The sequence below is a fragment of the Blastococcus brunescens genome, assembly GCF_035320885.1.
In the GTDB taxonomy this organism is placed as follows: Bacteria; Actinomycetota; Actinomycetes; order Mycobacteriales; family Geodermatophilaceae; genus Blastococcus_B; species Blastococcus_B brunescens.
The window spans coordinates 1,103,991-1,119,366 of the sequence record NZ_CP141261.1 but is presented as its reverse complement, the minus strand read 5'-3'; the positions used below and the strand labels follow the sequence as shown (position 1 = coordinate 1,119,366).

Here is a 15,376-nt window from a genome sequence, read left to right as displayed (position 1 = left end):
CCGCAACCACAGTGAGCTGTTCGGCGCCCCCATCCCCACCGCGGCCGAGCACCCCGTCCACGAAATCAAGGAGTTCAAGACGTGCGCGTCAACGCCTACGCCGCCCCCGCCGCCGGCCGGCCCTGGCCCCCACCACCATCGAGCGCCGGGACGTCGGCCCGAACGACGTCCTGATCGAGGTCGAGTACGCCGGTATCTGCCACTCCGACATCCACACCGTGAACGGCGACTGGGGGCCCCAGCCCTTTCCCGTCGTGCCCGGTCACGAGATCGTCGGCATCGTCACCGAGACCGGACCCGAGGTCACCGGTCATCGGGTCGGTGACCGCGTCGGCGTCGGCTGCATGGTGAACTCCTGCGGCAAGTGCACCAACTGCCGCAACGGCGACGAGCAGTACTGCCTGGACGGCATGGTGGCCACGTACGCCGGCACCGACCGGGACAGCAGCACCACCCAGGGCGGCTACTCCACCCATGTCGTGGTCGACGCCGGCTTCGTCCTGCGCGTGCCGGACGGCATCGACCCGTCCGCGGCCGCGCCGCTGCTGTGCGCCGGCATCACCACCTACTCCCCGCTGCGCCGCTGGGGCGCGGGCCCGGGCAGGCGCGTCGCCGTCGTCGGCCTGGGCGGGCTGGGCCACATGGCCGTCAAGCTCGCCGCCGCGATGGGCGCCGAGGTGACGGTGCTGTCCCAGTCGCTGAAGAAGCAGGAGGACGGGCTGCGGCTGGGCGCCCACGCCTACCACGCGACCAGCGACCCGGACACGTTCACCGCACTTGCCGGGCGGTTCGACCTGATCGTCAACACCGTCAGCGCGGCCATCGACGTCGACGCCTACCTGTCGCTGCTGGCGGTGGACGGTGCCCTGGTCAACGTCGGCGCCCCGCCGAGCCGCTGAGCCTGAACGTGATGTCGCTGATCAGCGGGCGCCGCACCTACGCCGGCTCGATGATCGGCGGGATCGCCGAGACCCAGGAGATGCTCGACTTCTGCGCCGAGCACGGCATCGGCGCCGAGGTCGAGGTCATCGCCGCCGACCGGATCAACGAGGCCTACGAGCGGGTGCTGGCCTCCGACGTGCGCTACCGGTTCGTCATCGACACCGCCACCCTGCGGTGACCTCCGACCAGCTGACCCGCTCGGCCGGGACGGCGGCCTCCCCGCTGGCCCGGCCGCCGCCGGCGGAGTTCCGACCCCGCGGCCGGTGCGGCTCCCGTTCGTCGTGTACGTGCTGGCGGTCGGCACGTTCCTCATGCTCACCACCGAATTCGTGGTGGCCGGTCTGCTGCCGGAGATCGCCGGCGACCTGCAGGTGAGCGTGGCCCAGGCCGGGCTGCTGATCACGGTGTTCGCCGTCGGCATGGTCGTCGGCGCGCCGACGATGGCGCTGCTGACCCGCAAAACGCCGCCGCGGACAACGCTGATGCTCGCACTCGTCGTGTTCGCGGCCGGCCACGTCGTGGTCGCCCTCAGTTCGAACTTCGTGCTGCTGCTGGCGGCCCGGTTCGTGACGGCCTTCGCGACCGGGGCGTTCTGGTCGGTGGCGTCGGTGGCCGCCACCCGTGCCGCCGGTCCTGGCGCAAGCGCCCGTGCCCTGGGTCTGGTGGGCGCCGGGGCATGCTCGCCAACGTCATCGGGGTGCCGTTGGGCGCGTTCGCCGGACAGCTGACGGGCTGGCGCGGACCGTTCTGGGCGCTCGCTGCCCTGGCGGTGGCCGCTGTGGGCGTCATCGCCCGCCACGTTCCGCGCGACGGCCCCGACGGGCAGGGTGTCTCCGTGCGGTCGGAGCTGGCGGCGCTGCGTTCCGGCCGGCTGTGGCTGGTGCTGGCGGCCTGCGCGACCACCACCGGTGGCGTGCTGTCGGTGTACACCTACATCTCGCCACTGCTGACCGACCGCGCCGGTATCGCCGCCGGCCTGGTCCCGCTGGTGCTCGTCGGCTTCGGCGTCGGCACCCTGGTCGGAACGGTCTACGGGGGCCGCGTCGGCGACGTCCGCCCGCATGCGACGACGATCGCCGTGCCCGCGGTGACCACGGTCGTGCTGCTGGCGATCTGCCTGCTGTCCGCGCACGCAGTGCCCACGCTCGTGCTGGTCGCCTTGCTGGGTCTCGTCGGGCTCAGCGCCAATCCGGTGCTGTCGGCTCTGGCCGTCCGCTTCGCCGGCGTGGCACCCACGCTGGGAGTGGCGATGGCGGTCTCGGCGTACAACCTCGGCACCGCGGCCGGTTCCTGGATCGCCGGCCTCACCTTGAGTACCGGTCTGGGAGCCACCGGTCCTGCTGTGGTCGGCACCGCCGTCGTCGCACTGACCCTGATACCCACGACCGCCATCGCGCTCGCGCAGCGCCGCCGCGGCGCGATCCGCGCGGCCGCCATCACCGACGCACCCAGCAGCCCGCCGGCCCGACGGGCGGCCGATGCCCGCTGCCGCAGGCCTAGCTCGAAACCCATGCAGCTGCGGCATCGCTGGCCCCAGGACCCTCACGAAAGGAAAGACAAATGACGACCATCGCAATCGTGGGTGCCGGCCGCGGCCTCGGCGCCGCTGCAGCCCGCCGCTTCGGCCGGGAAGGCTTCCACGTCGCCCTGCTCTCCCGCAGCCAGGAGAACGTCGACGCGCTCGCCTCCGAGCTGACCGCCGAAGGCCTCACCGCGCACGGCTACGCCACGGACGTCCGCGACGGTGCCTCGCTGTCGGCCGCACTCGAGCGCGCCGCCCAGACACTCGGGCCGGTGGAGGTGCTGCAGTACAGCCCGATTCCGCAGAAAGAGTTCCTGCGCCCGGTGCTGGAGACCACTTCCGACGACCTGACCGGCGCGCTCGAGTTCTCCGTCCACGGCCCGGTCACCGCGGTGCAGCAGGTGTTGCCGGGCATGCGGGCTCTGGGCCGCGGAACCGTGTTGTTCGTCAACGGCGGAAGCGCCGCCCGTCCGAACCCGAAGGTCGCCGGCACCTCGATCGCCTTCGCCGGCGAGTCCGCCTACGCGCAGATGCTGCACGAGGTCCTGACGCCCGACGGCATCCATGTCGGGCAGCTGATCATTCGTGGCGCCATCCAGTCAGGGCACGCCCGCACCGACCCTGCCGCGCTCGCCGACACGCTGTGGTCGATGCACACCGGGCGAGGCGCATTCCGTCAGTTCGCCGACGACCCCGACGCCTGAACACACGCACGACCGCCGCGGCCGGAACGCCGGTCAGTGCACCTCAGGAGGGACGCATGACGGACCAGACCTCGGCCACTCCGGACTGTCGGGCGGGAGGCGGCAACATCGACGACACCGTGGACATCTCGGCGTGCGGCCCGTGACGGGCTGGGTCGGGGCACTTCCTGCGTGTGCAGTGCCGCTGGTGGCACTCGTCCTGGTGGCCGAGTCGGGCCTGCTGGTCGGTCTGGTGCTGCCGGGGTCGTCGCTGGTGATCGGCCTCGGCGTCCTGGCGGGCGCCGGGCTGGTCTCGGTGCCCGTGGTCGCGCTGACCGCGACCGCCGCGACGGTGGCGGGCGCCGCGCTCGGTCATCGCTGCGGCTCTCGTGTCCGCTCCGCCCCTCTCCTGCCGACCGGCGGCAGGTTCGGGCGGCTGCTGCCCGAGCGTGTGCGGCACCTGGTGGAGCGTTCGGCATCGCCGTGGACCGCCGCCGTCGCAGGGCGGCCTGCACGCATGGCGGCACTGGCACAGCTGATCACCGGATCGCGGACCCTCGCACCACGCATCGCCGCCCGAACCGGGGTCCCGCTGCCAACCATGCTGCGGGGGACGGTGCCAGCGGCGCTGCTGTGGTCCTGGGGTCTGGTCGGGATGGGCGCCGCGGCCGGCGCCGCTGTGCCCGTCCTGCGCGACACGGTCGCCTTGGCCGGCCTACCGCTCGTCATCGCGGCCACCTGGCTGCTCCTCCGCCGGCGGGAGCGCCCTGCTGTTGCCACAGGAGACCGTGCCGCTGCCCGTCGAGGACCCCTCCGCCGCGGGTGGCCGCTCACACTCGCCGGTTCGACGGGAGTCGCCAGCATGGCGGCTGTGCTCGTCCTGGGCTGCTGCGTCACCGACGCCGACGCAGACGACGGACACCCCGCCGCTTCGTCATCGCCGACTACCGGCGCGGTGTCACCCTCCGCCGCGCCGGCGAGCGCAACGCCGTCGATCGATCAGGACCAGGTCCTGGGCGAGGTCGAAGCGGCCGCAACGGCCGCCGGCGGTTCGATCAGAGTGGTCGTCCTGGACGCGGACGGGCAGCCGCTGCTCACCGGCCCCGATGCCGACACCTCGGCTTACACGGCGTCGCTGGTCAAGATTCTCGTCGTCGCCCGGCTGCTCGGCCTGAACGCCGCGGGGTCCCTGTCGCTCAGCGGCGACGATTTGAATCTCATGGAGCTCGCCGTCGCCCAGTCCGACGACGACGCGATGAACACGCTGTGGGCTCGGTATGACGGCGCCCAGCTGGTGAGGGACATCGCCGCAAGCGCCCGACTGGTCGGGACCAGCCCTCCGGTGTCGCCCGGCCGATGGGGTCAGACCCTCACCACCGCGACCGACATTGCCGCCTTCCTGGCCGCGGTGGAGGACATCCTGGACCCCGCAGATGCGGCAACGCTGTTCCGCTGGATGCGGTCTGCCACCGCGACCGCTGCGGATGGCTTCGACCAGCGGTTCGGACTGCTGGCCGACGGCTCCGGTGCGGCTGCAGCCAAGCAGGGCTGGATGTGCTGCCCGGACGGCCGCCGGCAGCTGCACTCAGCCGGCATTCTCGAGGACGGGCGCGTGGTGGTCCTGCTGGGCGACTTTCCGGCGTCCACCACCTGGCCTCAAGCGGCCGCGGCATTGGACACCGCAGCTGACGCCGCCCGCACCGGCACCGACGCCGACGCCGACGCCGACGATTGACGGGCGGCCGGTCGTTGCCCCAGCTGCGCACTCCCGAGACCGAGGCTGAGGAACTCGTGCAGCCGCAGGGTCAGGACCGCGTGCACGGTCCTGACCCTGCGAGTGTCGCTACCGAGGCAGGATCTGCTCGTCCTGGTGGAAGCCGCCGGGCGCGCATCGGCAGGCCGATTGCCGACGTGCTCGATGCTGGCCATGCCCTCGGGAACGAGGCGCCCGCCTTCGCCACCGAGATCGGTGGCCGCCAGCCCGGGCTCGCGGCGTGACGGTGATCGCGTCCTCAGCAAGATGGGCAGCCAGCGATCGGGTCAGCGCGTTGAAGCCGCCTTGGCCGCGCCGTAGGCAGGAGTGCGCGCGCCCGTGCGCGCCAGCGAAGCTGCTTCGCTGAACACGTCGACAATGCGGGCGCCCTACGCCTTGCCCAGCAACGGCAGCATCGCCTGGGTGACCGCTACTCGCCAAGAATCGGCAGTGAAAGCTTGCTGGACGTAGTGGTCCACTGCGTTGAGCGCGCCTTCGATCTGCTGGAACGCATCGCGGCACACTCTGACGGCGCGCGGCTGAGCGACCTCGCGGACGGCGTGGGGCTGCCCGCGACACCGCACACGACCTGCTCGTCTCGCTCGAGGCACTAGCTTCGTCGCGCAGACCTGGCGAGGCGCTGCTCACCGGCTGACCGGCTGACCGGCGAGCTCAACCGGCTACTGCGCCTCGACCCCGAAGCCGAGCACGCGCTGCGCGGCCGCGTCCGCCCCGTGCTCGCTCAACTGAGCAAGGCGTCGCGTGAGTCACCTTTCCCGGTCCTGTTCACCGGCACCGACCACCTCTGCGTGGACGCCGTCCAGTCGGACAAGCCGCTGCACCTCGCCGTCAAGCCGGGCGAACGTAGGCCGCTGATCGGTGAGGCGCTCGGCCATGCTTTGCACGCCGCTGACGCCGACCTCGCGAAAGCTGTCCGCGCCGACGACCCGAATCGCTGGGAGCAGCACGCCCAGGAGATCGCCGGCGGGAAGCGCCATGGTTTGCTCTCGACCTCGGCAGTCAGAAGGCCGGGGTTTCCTTCGCGTCGCCCTCGCGGTCACTTCGCGCGCGGGGATCGCAGTCGCCGGACCCACGAGCCGCTTCCCGAAGGCGCGGCTTGTCACCATCGGCAGGAGAGTGCGCGAGGGAGGAACTGGACCAAGGGCGACCGGCCGACCAGGAATGGATGTAGACCCAGCCTCGCGTCCGTAGGTCAATCGGGTGGCCGACCGATGCTGCCGCCGCGTCGCCGGCTCGGAGACGAAGTCCGCGCCGCTCAGGTGTACGTCGACAGTCCTCGTCGTGCCCTAGCAAGTGTGCGCTGCCGAGCTGATCCTTATTCGACCGCCGGATACGTGGAGACCGGGAGGAGTCTGCGGGCACGCGACCGCGAACCGGCTGCATCCTCCACCTCACTTCGAGCAGCCGATTACGCGCTGCCTGTCATGTCTGCCCAGGCATGGTCGCTCCGGGCAGACATGACAAACAACTTCTACTTGAGGTTCTCGAGGAAGAACGTCTCGAACCGGTCGAAGGGGATGAGGTCCTTCCGGTCGTAGAGGTCGACGTGGTCCGCACCGGGCACGATGATGAGTTCGGTGCTCTTGGGTGCCTCGCCGTGAACGTCTTCGGAGTAGTAGCGCGAGTGAGCGTCCGCGCCGGCCGCGAGTAGCACCGGCGCGGTGATCTCATCCAGGCGCGCCAGGAGCGGGAATGCGAAGAACGACGCCGGGGTCGTCGCCGTCCACGCGGTGTTGGAGTTAACTGAGCGCGGGTGGTAGCCGCGATCGGTGCGGTAGTAGTCGAAGAAGCTCGACGTGACCGGGTCGGCGCCCTCGGGGAGTGCCTCGGGCAGGATCCGGTTGCCCGTGACGATGTTGCCGTCGTCGTCGAAGGGGACCTCGTGGAAGCCGCGGGCGTAGGTGCCGTTCTCCGCGTCGACCCACCGCTGTCGGCTGTAGTAGTCGATGACCTCGCGCCGCTGCTGCGGGGTGTAACTGTCCTGGTGACTGCGGGAGACGCTGCGGGACATGTCGTACATCGACGCCGTCGCGACGGCCTTGATGCGGCTGTCGGATGTGGCGGCGGTGATCGCCATCCCGCTCAGACCGCAGATCGCCTGCACGCCGATTCGGTCGCGGTCGACGTCGTCCTGTAGGCCCAGGAAGTCGACGGTGGCGCTGAAGTCCTCGGTGTAGCTCTCCGGCGAGGCGACATCGCGCACCTCTCCGCCGCTCTCGCCGCTGAAGGAGGGGTCGAACGCGATCGTGACGAAGCCGCGGCGGGCGAACTCGTTGGCATACAGGCCCGAGGACTGCTCCTTGACCGCACCGAACGGACCGCTCACCGCGAGTGCGGGAGCTTGCCCGACGCGCCCGTCGGCACGTAGAGGTCGCCGGCGATCTCGATGCCGAACCGGTTCCGGTAGCGCACGGGAGTGCGCGTGACTCCTCGCTGAGTTCGAAGGTGTAGCCGTCAGAGGTGGTCATGGTCTTCTCCTTGCTCGTGGTCGCTATCGGGGTGCGGGGCTGCGACAGTCCATTTCGTATGTCCGCTGCCGAAGACCGCTGCATCCATTACAGGCCTCCGCGAGGGCTTCAAACAGGTCGCGTCAGAGGGGGACGGGCTCTGCCCCTCTGACGGTCTTGCGGTCGACTCGGTCGCGCCCACCGGGACCGGGTAGGCCGACGGGCCTCCTCGCGATCCAATAGTCGGGGCCTGAACCCGGAGGCGTGGCCGAGCCCGCTACAGCCACTCCTGGTTGGCCGGCCGCACGGCGTCGAGCTCCTGGCGAATCTTCAGGCCGATCGTGACCAGGCGCGCTTTCGGCAGGCGCATCGTGGGGCCGGCGACCGCGATCGCTGCGCGTGGGGTGACAGCGACGGCGACGCAAGAGATCCCGGCTTTCTGGCTGTCCAGGTCGAGTGCGAAGCCATGGCGCTCGGCGACGGCGATCTCCCGCGCGTGACGCTCCCACGACTCCGGATCGTCGCCGCGCACCGACGCCGCGAGATCGGTATCGGCTGCGAGCAGGACATGGCCCAGGGCTTCACCGAGCAGCGACTTCCGCTCGCCCGGCCTCACGGCTAGATGCAGCGGCTTGCTCGACTGCACCGCGTCGACGCAGAGGTAGTCGTGCCCGGTGACCAGGGCGAGGAAGGTCGACTCGCCCGATGCCGCGCTCACGCTCTGCAGCACCGGCCGGATACGTGCCCGCAGGGCCTGCTCGGCCTCGGCGTCCAGGCGTTGTAGCCGATTGACCTTCCCGGTGAGCCGATAGGCGGCCCCTTCCTGTCCTGGGTGATGTATCCGAGCTCTTCGAGCGAGGCCAGGAGGTTGTGCGCCGTGCTGCGGTTGAGCCCGGCAGCGTCGGCGAGCTCGCTCAGCCGGGCCCCTCGGGCTGCATGGCGATGTGTTCCAGCAGCTCGAACGCGCGCTGCACGGACTGGACCACACGGCTGGAAGAGGATGTGGGTTCCACGATGCTGAACCATAGCGGGCTTGTCTTTGACAGCACTGAATCCCGAAGCCCAGGATGGTCGCAGGAAGAGCGTTCGAGACGGGCCGCATCTGACCCCGACCGGGTCGCCTCCTACACATCGACCCCTCATCGGAAAGAGACACACAGGCATGGCGCGCATCACCCTCATCACCGGAGCGAACCGCGGTATCGGCCGCGAGCTCGCCGCCCAGCTGGCAGCCGACGGCGACACCGTCCTGCTCAGCGCCCGCAACCGGGACGCCGCGGCCAAGGCGGCCGCGGACATCGGTGGCGACGTCCACCCGATTCAGCTCGACACCTCCGACCAGGCGAGCATCGACGCCGCAGCGAGGAAGGTCGAGGCCGAGTTCGGCCGCGTCGACGTGCTGGTCAACAACGTCGGTGGCCTCTTCGGTTACGACCAGCAGCCCTCCACGGTCGGCCTCGACAAGGTGCAGGACACGCTGAACATCAACCTGTTCAGCAAGTGGCGCACCACCCAGGCGTTCCTGCCGCTGGTGCGCAAGTCCGAGAACGGCCGCATCATCAACGTCTCCAGCGAGGCTGCTTCTCTCACGCGTATGGGTGCACACACCTCCGCGTACAGCGCCTCCAAGGCCGCGCTCAACGCCTTCACCGCCGCGCTGGCCGCGGAGCTGGCTGACGAGGGCATCATCGTGCACGCGGCGAGCCCCGGCTGGACGGCCACCGACCTGGGCGGCGCGGGCGGCCGCCCTGTTCCCGAGGGCGCAGCCAGCATCAAGCACGTCGTCAACCTGCCCGCCCAGGCGGGCACCGGCGGCTTCTACCAGGACGAGGAAGTCGTGCCCTGGTAAGACCCCCGATTTCGCAGTGGCCAGGACCGCTCGCGCGGTCCTGACCACTGCCGTCTTTCACGGCAGAGGTGCCGGCGGCCGGCGGCCCGGTGCAGCCCTCGCCTGCACCCTCGGCGATGCCGGTGTCGACCTTGTACTGTGCGTGCGCGGAGAGCTCTTTGCCGCGGTCCCAGGTCAGTGAGCGCAGCAGCTCGGCGGGCATCGTGGCCATCGTCGTCGTGAGGGCGTCCTTCATCGCGACGGCGCCGTAGCCGCCGAGGGCAGGTCCGTTCTTGACCGGCGGGACAGCGCCGTAGCCCATCGACCGGCACCGCGAACTACGCGCCCAAGGCCTGCGCCCTATTCCGGCCCGTTTCGTCCGTGCCCGCCACGCCTACCGAGTGGCCTAAACGCTGCTGTTCGATCCTGCTGTCAAGGGCCTGAGGCAGCGCTCAGGCGAGCGCGACGGCGCGCGACGTTCGTGTGAATTCCTCGAGGCGGCCGGCGAGCTGTCGGCCGGTCAATCCAAAGAATTCCAGCACCTCGCGCGGAGCGCCGCTTTCGCCGTACCGGTCCTCGATCCCGAGCCGCAGCAGCCGCCGGGGAAGCTTGGAGCCGAGCAGCTCAGCTACCACGCCGCCCAGCCCCCTGCGATCTGCGCTTCTTCCGCTGTCACCGCGAGGCCGGTCTTGCTTACTGAGCGCAGCACCGTCTCCTCGTCGAACGGCTTCACCGTAGGGGCGTGGATGAGCTCGGCATCGATGCCCTGGGCAGCCAGGATCTCGGTGGCCACCAGCAGCTCGTACGTCATGGTGCCCGTGCCGATCAGAGTCACGTCGGTGCCCTCGCGCACGACATAAGCGCGTCCGAGCTCGAACGGGGTGCCGGGCGTCGTGAACGTCGGGGTCGCGTCACGGGCGAGACGCAGATACGAGGGCCGGCTGTTCTGGGCGATAGCGAGTGTCGCCTTCTCCGCCTCGACGGAGTCGGCCGGCGCGACCACCACCATGTTCGGCATGACCCGCATCAGCGCGATGTCCTCGAGCATCTGATGGGTGGCGCCGTCCGGACCCACGTTGACACCGGTGTGTGAGCCAACGACCTTCACCGGCATGTCGTTCAGCGCTGCGGTGGTCTTGATCTGCTCCCAGTTGCGTCCCGGGCTGAAGGCGGCGTAGCTCGAGGTGAACGGGATCTTGCCCGCGCGCGCCAGACCGCTCGCCACGGTCACGAGGTTCTGCTCTGCGATGCCGACCTCGATGAAGCGCCGCGGGAACTCGTCGGCGAACATGTGCATCATCGTCGATTCAGTGAGGTCGGCGCACAGCGCGACCACGCGCTCGTCGCGACGGCCAGCCTCGAGCAGACCGCGGCCGAAGCCGGCGCGGAGCGGCTCGGAGTCAGCCGACTGCCAGTCGGGGGCCAGGGTGAACTCACCGCTCACGCCTCGACCTCGGCCTTCAAGAGCTGCGCTTCGAGGGGCTGCAGGTGACCGAGCGCCACCTCGGCCTGTCCGGGCGTCGGCGGCTTACCGTGCCACTTGTAGTCGTACTCCATGAAGGGGATTCCCTTCCCCGGGATCGTGTAGGCGAGGACCACCGACGGCTTCTGCGCGACGGCTTTGGCCTGCCGGATCGCACCGAGCAGCTCTGACACGTTGTTGCCATCGACCTCAAGCACATGCCAGCCGAACGACTCCCACTTCGAGCGCAGATCGTCGAGCGGCATGACGTCTTCGGTGAGGCCGTCGATCTGGATGTAGTTGCGGTCGACGATGCCGATCAGCCGGCCAAGCTTGTACTTGCTCGCGAACATCGCCGCCTCCCAGATGTTGCCCTCGTTGAGCTCGCCGTCGCCCATGCAGACATAGGTGAATCGGTCCATCTGTCGATCGATGATCTGTGTCGCGTAGGCGTACCCCGCCGCCTGCGAAGGCCGGAGCCCAGTGGCCCGCTCGTGTTCTCCAGACCAGGAAGGGCGGTGCGTTCGGGGTGCCCCTGCAGCCGGCTGCCGAGCTGGCGCAGCGTCGTGAGCTCCTCGAGTGGAAAGTAGCCGGAATGCGCGAGCGCGGCGTACAGGACGGGCGCGGTGTGCCCATTCGAGAGGAAGAAGGTGTCCCGCTTGTCCCACTCGGGATTCGCGGGATCGTGGCGCATGACCGCGAAGTACAGCACCGTCAGGATCTCCGCCATACCGAGCGGTCCGGCGGAATGCCCGCTCTTCGCGGCGGTCAGCATCTCGATGATCGAGACCCGGATTTGGCGCGCCTGCTCCTCAAGATCCGGGACACTCAGCACTCGCAGCGCGGCGGGAGGCGGACTTGCCGTAGTAGCGGGCGGCCCCGTGGCCGGCTGCGTCGTCATTGATTCCTCCAGCTTGAGCGTTAGCGTCGAGAGACGTCGTCGATGACAAAAGTATGGGCAATTCGGCAGTTATAGTACGTGCGGGGCGAGATAGCCTAGCTAGCGAGAGCCGGTGGATCGCGCTCGTGCCCTCGGAGTTCATTGCCGACTCCAGGTTGTTGGCGTGCCGCAGGTTGCGGCATTCGGTTCTCATTCCGGACACGCAGCGGATCGCCGACACGTCCCTGCGATCTGGATCGCCTCGCGGACGTCGTTCAGCTTGCCGACGCTGACCTGCTAGGGGCGCAGTCTGCCGGCGTCCTTCCGGCCTAGGTGCATGGCGAGCAGCACCGATCAGTGGGCCGGGGCGAGCCGGCGGTCGGACTGGTCCAGTGCAGCCAGACGCTGGCTGAGGGCGTCCTCGTAGGCCTCGACGTTGCGCATCTTGATGTGCTCGTATCCCCGGATCATGTCCGGTAGTTCGGCGATCGCGACGATGTCGGCGTGATTCCCAGGGGTCAGTCGGGTCAGCAGGTCATCGACCAGATCGCGGTAGGACTCGATAAGCCCGCGCTCGTTCCGGCGCACGCGCGCGTAGCCGAACACGTCCAACGGTGTGCCGCGAAGTCGACGCAGGGCGTACAGCACCACGAACATTCCGCGGAACCACTGACCGAGGCTGATCTTCCGCTTCATCCCCAAGGCGCGCAGCACCGGCGGGTGGAGGCGGTACTTGTACTTCGCGCCGGGCCCGAACTGCTGCTCGATGTCGGCCGCCAGGGCGGGATCGATGGAGAGACGGGCGACCTCGTACTCGTCCTTGTAGGCCATCAGCTTGTACAGGTAGCGAGCCACCATCCGGGCCAGCTCGGTCTCCCCGGCGCCATCCGGTCCTCGGCCCGGCGCACGCGGTCCACGAACTCGGCGTACCGCTGCGCGTAGGCCCGGTTCTGGTATCGCTCGAGGTCGGCCACCCGCCGTTGCACCAGCCCGTCGAGATCCTCGTGGGCGTCGGCTTCCGTCCCCGCGTCGTCGTCAGCGGAGCCCGGGACACCGTGCAGCTCGTCGATCGCGGCCTGCATTGCGGCCGGATCGGAGACCAGCTGCCGGCCGCGCCGGAATGCCTGCTGGTTGGCCTCGACCGCGACCCCGTTGAGAGCAATTGCGTCCTCGATGCGTCGGACACCGACCGGCAGCGCACCCAGCTGGTAAGCGACCCCGACCAGGAAGACATTCGCGTACTGGTCGTCCCCGAACAGCGACCGCGTCGCCTCCCGCGCATCGACGAAGCGGCCGGCACCCGCCCGTGTCCGGTCACCGATGCGCCCCAGGGTGTCCTCGGCTGCCGGGAAGCCGACGGAGGTGTCGACCACCATCGCGCCCGTGGGGACCTCGGTGGTGGAGACGACCGCAATGGTTCGTGTCGGATCGGTGACCGACAGGTTGTTCTCCGCGGCCGCCACCAGCACATCGCAGCCGAGATACAGGTCGCATTCACCCGAGCCAACCTTGTTCGACAGCTCACGGTCGTCGGCGGTCACCTTCACGTCCGACACGACCGCGCCACCCTTCTGGGCCAGACCTGTCTGGTCGAGGGCCCGGACGTGCCGGCCGGCCATGATCGCGGCCGTGGCCAGGATTTGCGCAACCGTGACGACGCCGGTTCCCCCGATACCGGTGATCCGCACGGAGAACCGGTCTGGGTCCACGGACTGCGCAGGCTCAGGGAGCACGGCTGAGGAGATCGGAGCGACGCTGACCAGCTTCGATCTGCGGCTGCCGGGTACCACAGTCAGGAAAGACGGGCAGTCGCCGTCCAGGCAGGAGAAGTCCTTGTTGCACGAGGACTGGTGGATTTCGGTCTTGCGGCCGAACTCGGTCTGCACCGGCCGCACCGACATGCAGTTCGACTTCGCCCCGCAGTCACCGCAACCCTCGCATACGCGCTCGTTGATGTACGCTCGGAAATCCGGCTCCGCCACCTTGGACCGCTTGCGCTTGCGGCGCAGCTCGGTCGCGCACTCCTGATCGTGGATCAGAACCGTGACGCCGGGAACTTTCGCCAGCTCCTCCTGCGTGCGCATCAGCTCGTCACGGTGCCGGACGTCGCCACCGGGAGCGAGCTTTACGCGCCGATACCGAGCCGGTTCCTCGGTGGTGACGACGATCTTCGCGACCCCTCGGCCGTCAGCATCCGGGTGATGTCGGGGATGCTCAAGTTGCCGACGGCAGCCTGGCCGCCGGTCATCGCGACGGCCGAGTTGTAGAGCAGCTTGAAGGTGATGTTCGTACCGGCCGCCACGGCTGCTCGGATCGCCAGGCTGCCCGAGTGGTGGAACGTGCCGTCGCCGATGTTCTGGAACATGTGGTTGGTTTCCACGAAGGGCGACATGCCGATCCACGACGCGCCCTCACCACCCATCTGGCTCAGGCCAAGCACGTTGCCGACCCGTGGTGCCGGCATGAGCAGCGCCATGCCCGAGCAGCCGATCCCGGCGCCGACAAGGGCACCCTCGGGGGCCTGAGTGGATCGGTTGTGAGGGCAGCCGGAGCAGAAGAAGGGCGTCCTCGGCACGAGGGTGAGCGCCGTGCGCGCCGGAGTGGCCGGAACGGACCGCGCGGCCAGCCACTGGTCGACGCTCGGGATGTCGAGTCGTGCCGAGAGGCGGCCGGCGAGCGCCTTCGCGATGAGTTCGGACCCCAAGTCGCCGTCCGGACGCAGCAAGGGTGTCCCGTCGGTGTTCCGCTTGCCCGTGACGGCCGGAGTTCCCGGTCGCCCATAGAGCAGATCCTTAATCCCGGACTCGATGAAGGAGCGCTTCTCCTCGACCACGATGATCTCGCTGAGGCCGTCCGCGAAATTCTCGATCGTGTCCGTGACGAGCGGGAACACCATGCCGAGCTTGAGTACCCGGATCCCGTTGGCCGCCGCCGTGTCAGGGTGCAGTCCCAGCATGTCGAGGGCCTGCCGCACAGCAAGGTAGGTGTCACCGGCGGCGACGATGCCGATCCGGTCCCCGTCGCGCTTCCACATCCTGTTCACGTCGTTCGCCGCCGCGTATCTGCGAGCCAGTTCGAGCCGCTCGTGCATCAGGCTGTGCTCCAGCTGACCCAGCGTCGGCTGCAGGAACCGCGCGGAGACGGTGTGGACGTACCGGCGGCCGTCCACCCGGTTGTCGGGGCGCACGACTTCGGTCCTCGTCGGGCTGACGGTGGCCGACGCGGAACCGTCGGCGACGTTCGTGGCCACCTTCATGCCCACCCACAGGCCGGAGAACCGGGACATCTCGATCCCGTGGATGCCGAGGTCGAGAATGTCCTGCGGGTCGGCGGGTACCAGGATCGGCATCCCGAGCTCGGCCATCGCGATCTCCGAGCCGCTCGGGACGGTCGACGACTTGGCGGCCGCGTCGTCCCCGACGAGAGCCAGTGCACCACCCACGGGGCTCGTGCCCCCAGATTGGCGTGACGCAGCGCATCCGAGGCCCGGTCGAGGCCCGGGGCCTTCCCGTACCAGTAGCCGGCCACACCCTCGTAGCGTGCGTCTTCCAGAAGGGACGCGAGCTGACTGCCCTGGACCGCATTGACCCCGAGTTCTTCGTTGACCGCCGGTCGGAAGACGACGTCGTACTCGTCCAGCAGCGCCCGCTGGCGCCCTAGCTCGAGGTCGTAGCCGGCGAGGGTGAGCCTTCGTAGCCGGACACGAATGCGGCGGTCGACCGACCGAGCCGCCGATCGTGCCGCCGCTGGTCGATGGGCAGCCGGACGAGCGCTTGGAGTCCGGAGAGGTAGATCGATCCTTCCTCCACTACGTACCTGTCGCTCAAGGTGAACGCGG

At 69.3% G+C, this 15,376-nt stretch carries 15 protein-coding genes and 3 pseudogenes; 7 read left to right on the top strand and 11 right to left on the bottom strand.

Annotated elements, in window-relative coordinates; translation table 11 throughout:
- Positions 1–11: 11 nt before the first annotated feature.
- The 6 genes and pseudogenes from U6N30_RS07505 (at position 12) to U6N30_RS33575 (ending at position 5,514) form a co-directional block, all read left to right on the top strand.
- Positions 12–899 carry an NAD(P)-dependent alcohol dehydrogenase gene (locus tag U6N30_RS07505; protein ID WP_422678049.1) on the top strand — a complete coding sequence of 296 codons (888 nt, stop codon included), beginning with the start codon at positions 12–14 and terminating at the stop codon, positions 897–899.
- Between the two features lie 8 nt (positions 900–907).
- A complete protein-coding gene (locus U6N30_RS07500; protein WP_324276778.1) occupies positions 908–1,120 on the top strand; it encodes a hypothetical protein in 213 nt (70 codons plus the stop codon).
- 133 nt (positions 1,121–1,253) lie between these two features.
- Positions 1,254–2,506: pseudogene (locus tag U6N30_RS07490) on the top strand (MFS transporter).
- Positions 2,503–3,168: an SDR family NAD(P)-dependent oxidoreductase gene (locus tag U6N30_RS07485; protein WP_324276775.1), complete on the top strand. Its 666-nt coding sequence runs from the start codon at positions 2,503–2,505 to the stop codon at positions 3,166–3,168. Before U6N30_RS07490 ends, U6N30_RS07485 begins: the two are co-directional and overlap by 4 nt.
- 187 nt (positions 3,169–3,355) lie before the next feature.
- Positions 3,356–4,882, top strand: a complete 1,527-nt coding sequence (locus U6N30_RS07480; RefSeq protein WP_324276774.1) for a serine hydrolase — start codon at positions 3,356–3,358, stop codon at positions 4,880–4,882.
- A 488-nt stretch (positions 4,883–5,370) separates the two neighbouring features.
- Positions 5,371–5,514 carry a helix-turn-helix domain-containing protein gene (locus tag U6N30_RS33575; RefSeq protein ID WP_422678048.1) on the top strand — a complete coding sequence of 48 codons (144 nt, stop codon included), beginning with the start codon at positions 5,371–5,373 and terminating at the stop codon, positions 5,512–5,514.
- Between the two features lie 153 nt (positions 5,515–5,667).
- Here U6N30_RS33575 and U6N30_RS07475 read toward each other — a convergent pair whose 3' ends face one another.
- The 4 genes from U6N30_RS07475 to U6N30_RS33570 all read right to left on the bottom strand — a co-directional run bounded on the left by U6N30_RS07475 (position 5,668) and on the right by U6N30_RS33570 (position 8,394).
- On the bottom strand, positions 5,668–5,898 hold the full coding sequence (locus U6N30_RS07475; RefSeq protein WP_324276773.1) for a hypothetical protein: 231 nt from the start codon (positions 5,896–5,898) through the stop codon (positions 5,668–5,670).
- A gap of 494 nt (positions 5,899–6,392) precedes the next feature.
- Positions 6,393–7,247, bottom strand: coding sequence for an alpha/beta hydrolase (locus tag U6N30_RS07470; RefSeq protein WP_324276772.1), 855 nt, complete (start codon positions 7,245–7,247; stop codon positions 6,393–6,395).
- Positions 7,248–7,645: 398 nt separating this feature from the next.
- On the bottom strand, positions 7,646–8,119 hold the full coding sequence (locus U6N30_RS07465) for an IclR family transcriptional regulator domain-containing protein (protein WP_422678098.1): 474 nt from the start codon (positions 8,117–8,119) through the stop codon (positions 7,646–7,648).
- On the bottom strand, positions 8,083–8,394 hold the full coding sequence (locus tag U6N30_RS33570; RefSeq protein WP_422678047.1) for a helix-turn-helix domain-containing protein: 312 nt from the start codon (positions 8,392–8,394) through the stop codon (positions 8,083–8,085). Before U6N30_RS33570 ends, U6N30_RS07465 begins: the two co-directional genes overlap by 37 nt.
- Before the next feature lie 136 nt (positions 8,395–8,530).
- Between U6N30_RS33570 and U6N30_RS07460 the strand changes: the two genes are divergently transcribed.
- Complete coding sequence (locus U6N30_RS07460; protein WP_324276770.1) at positions 8,531–9,217, top strand: SDR family NAD(P)-dependent oxidoreductase; 687 nt, start codon at positions 8,531–8,533, stop codon at positions 9,215–9,217.
- Between the two features lie 115 nt (positions 9,218–9,332).
- Here the strand turns inward: U6N30_RS07460 and U6N30_RS07455 are convergent.
- From U6N30_RS07455 to U6N30_RS07425, 7 genes and pseudogenes are all read right to left on the bottom strand, one after another.
- Positions 9,333–9,524, bottom strand: a pseudogene (locus U6N30_RS07455) (IS30 family transposase); the annotation flags it as partial.
- A 124-nt stretch (positions 9,525–9,648) separates the two neighbouring features.
- A complete protein-coding gene (locus U6N30_RS07450; protein ID WP_324276769.1) occupies positions 9,649–9,831 on the bottom strand; it encodes a hypothetical protein in 183 nt (60 codons plus the stop codon).
- The gene (locus tag U6N30_RS07445; RefSeq protein ID WP_324276768.1) at positions 9,825–10,640 is read right to left on the bottom strand and encodes a transketolase family protein; all 816 of its coding nucleotides are present in this window, start codon (positions 10,638–10,640) and stop codon (positions 9,825–9,827) included. Before U6N30_RS07445 ends, U6N30_RS07450 begins: the two co-directional genes overlap by 7 nt.
- On the bottom strand, positions 10,637–11,080 hold the full coding sequence (locus U6N30_RS07440) for a hypothetical protein (protein WP_324276767.1): 444 nt from the start codon (positions 11,078–11,080) through the stop codon (positions 10,637–10,639). The genes U6N30_RS07445 and U6N30_RS07440 overlap by 4 nt, the downstream gene beginning before the upstream one ends.
- Positions 10,978–11,559, bottom strand: a complete 582-nt coding sequence (locus U6N30_RS07435) for a hypothetical protein (protein ID WP_324276766.1) — start codon at positions 11,557–11,559, stop codon at positions 10,978–10,980. Before U6N30_RS07435 ends, U6N30_RS07440 begins: the two co-directional genes overlap by 103 nt.
- A 333-nt stretch (positions 11,560–11,892) precedes the next feature.
- Positions 11,893–13,439 (bottom strand): annotated as a pseudogene (locus tag U6N30_RS07430) (DUF6537 domain-containing protein).
- 224 nt (positions 13,440–13,663) lie between these two features.
- Positions 13,664–14,980, bottom strand: coding sequence for a thiamine pyrophosphate-dependent enzyme (locus U6N30_RS07425; protein ID WP_324276765.1), 1,317 nt, complete (start codon positions 14,978–14,980; stop codon positions 13,664–13,666).
- Between the last annotated feature and the right edge of the window lie 396 nt (positions 14,981–15,376).

Excerpts from the sequence above, each read along its gene's own strand:
- U6N30_RS07475 (WP_324276773.1), bottom strand. The coding sequence starts at position 5,898 with ATGGCGCTTCCCGCCGGCGATCTCCTGGGCGTGCTGCTCCCAGCGATT.
- U6N30_RS07440 (WP_324276767.1), bottom strand. The coding sequence starts at position 11,080 with ATGGACCGATTCACCTATGTCTGCATGGGCGACGGCGAGCTCAACGAG.
- U6N30_RS07485 (WP_324276775.1), top strand. The coding sequence starts at position 2,503 with ATGACGACCATCGCAATCGTGGGTGCCGGCCGCGGCCTCGGCGCCGCT.
- U6N30_RS07435 (WP_324276766.1), bottom strand. The coding sequence starts at position 11,559 with ATGACGACGCAGCCGGCCACGGGGCCGCCCGCTACTACGGCAAGTCCG.
- U6N30_RS33570 (WP_422678047.1), bottom strand. The coding sequence starts at position 8,394 with ATGGTTCAGCATCGTGGAACCCACATCCTCTTCCAGCCGTGTGGTCCA.
- U6N30_RS07460 (WP_324276770.1), top strand. The coding sequence starts at position 8,531 with ATGGCGCGCATCACCCTCATCACCGGAGCGAACCGCGGTATCGGCCGC.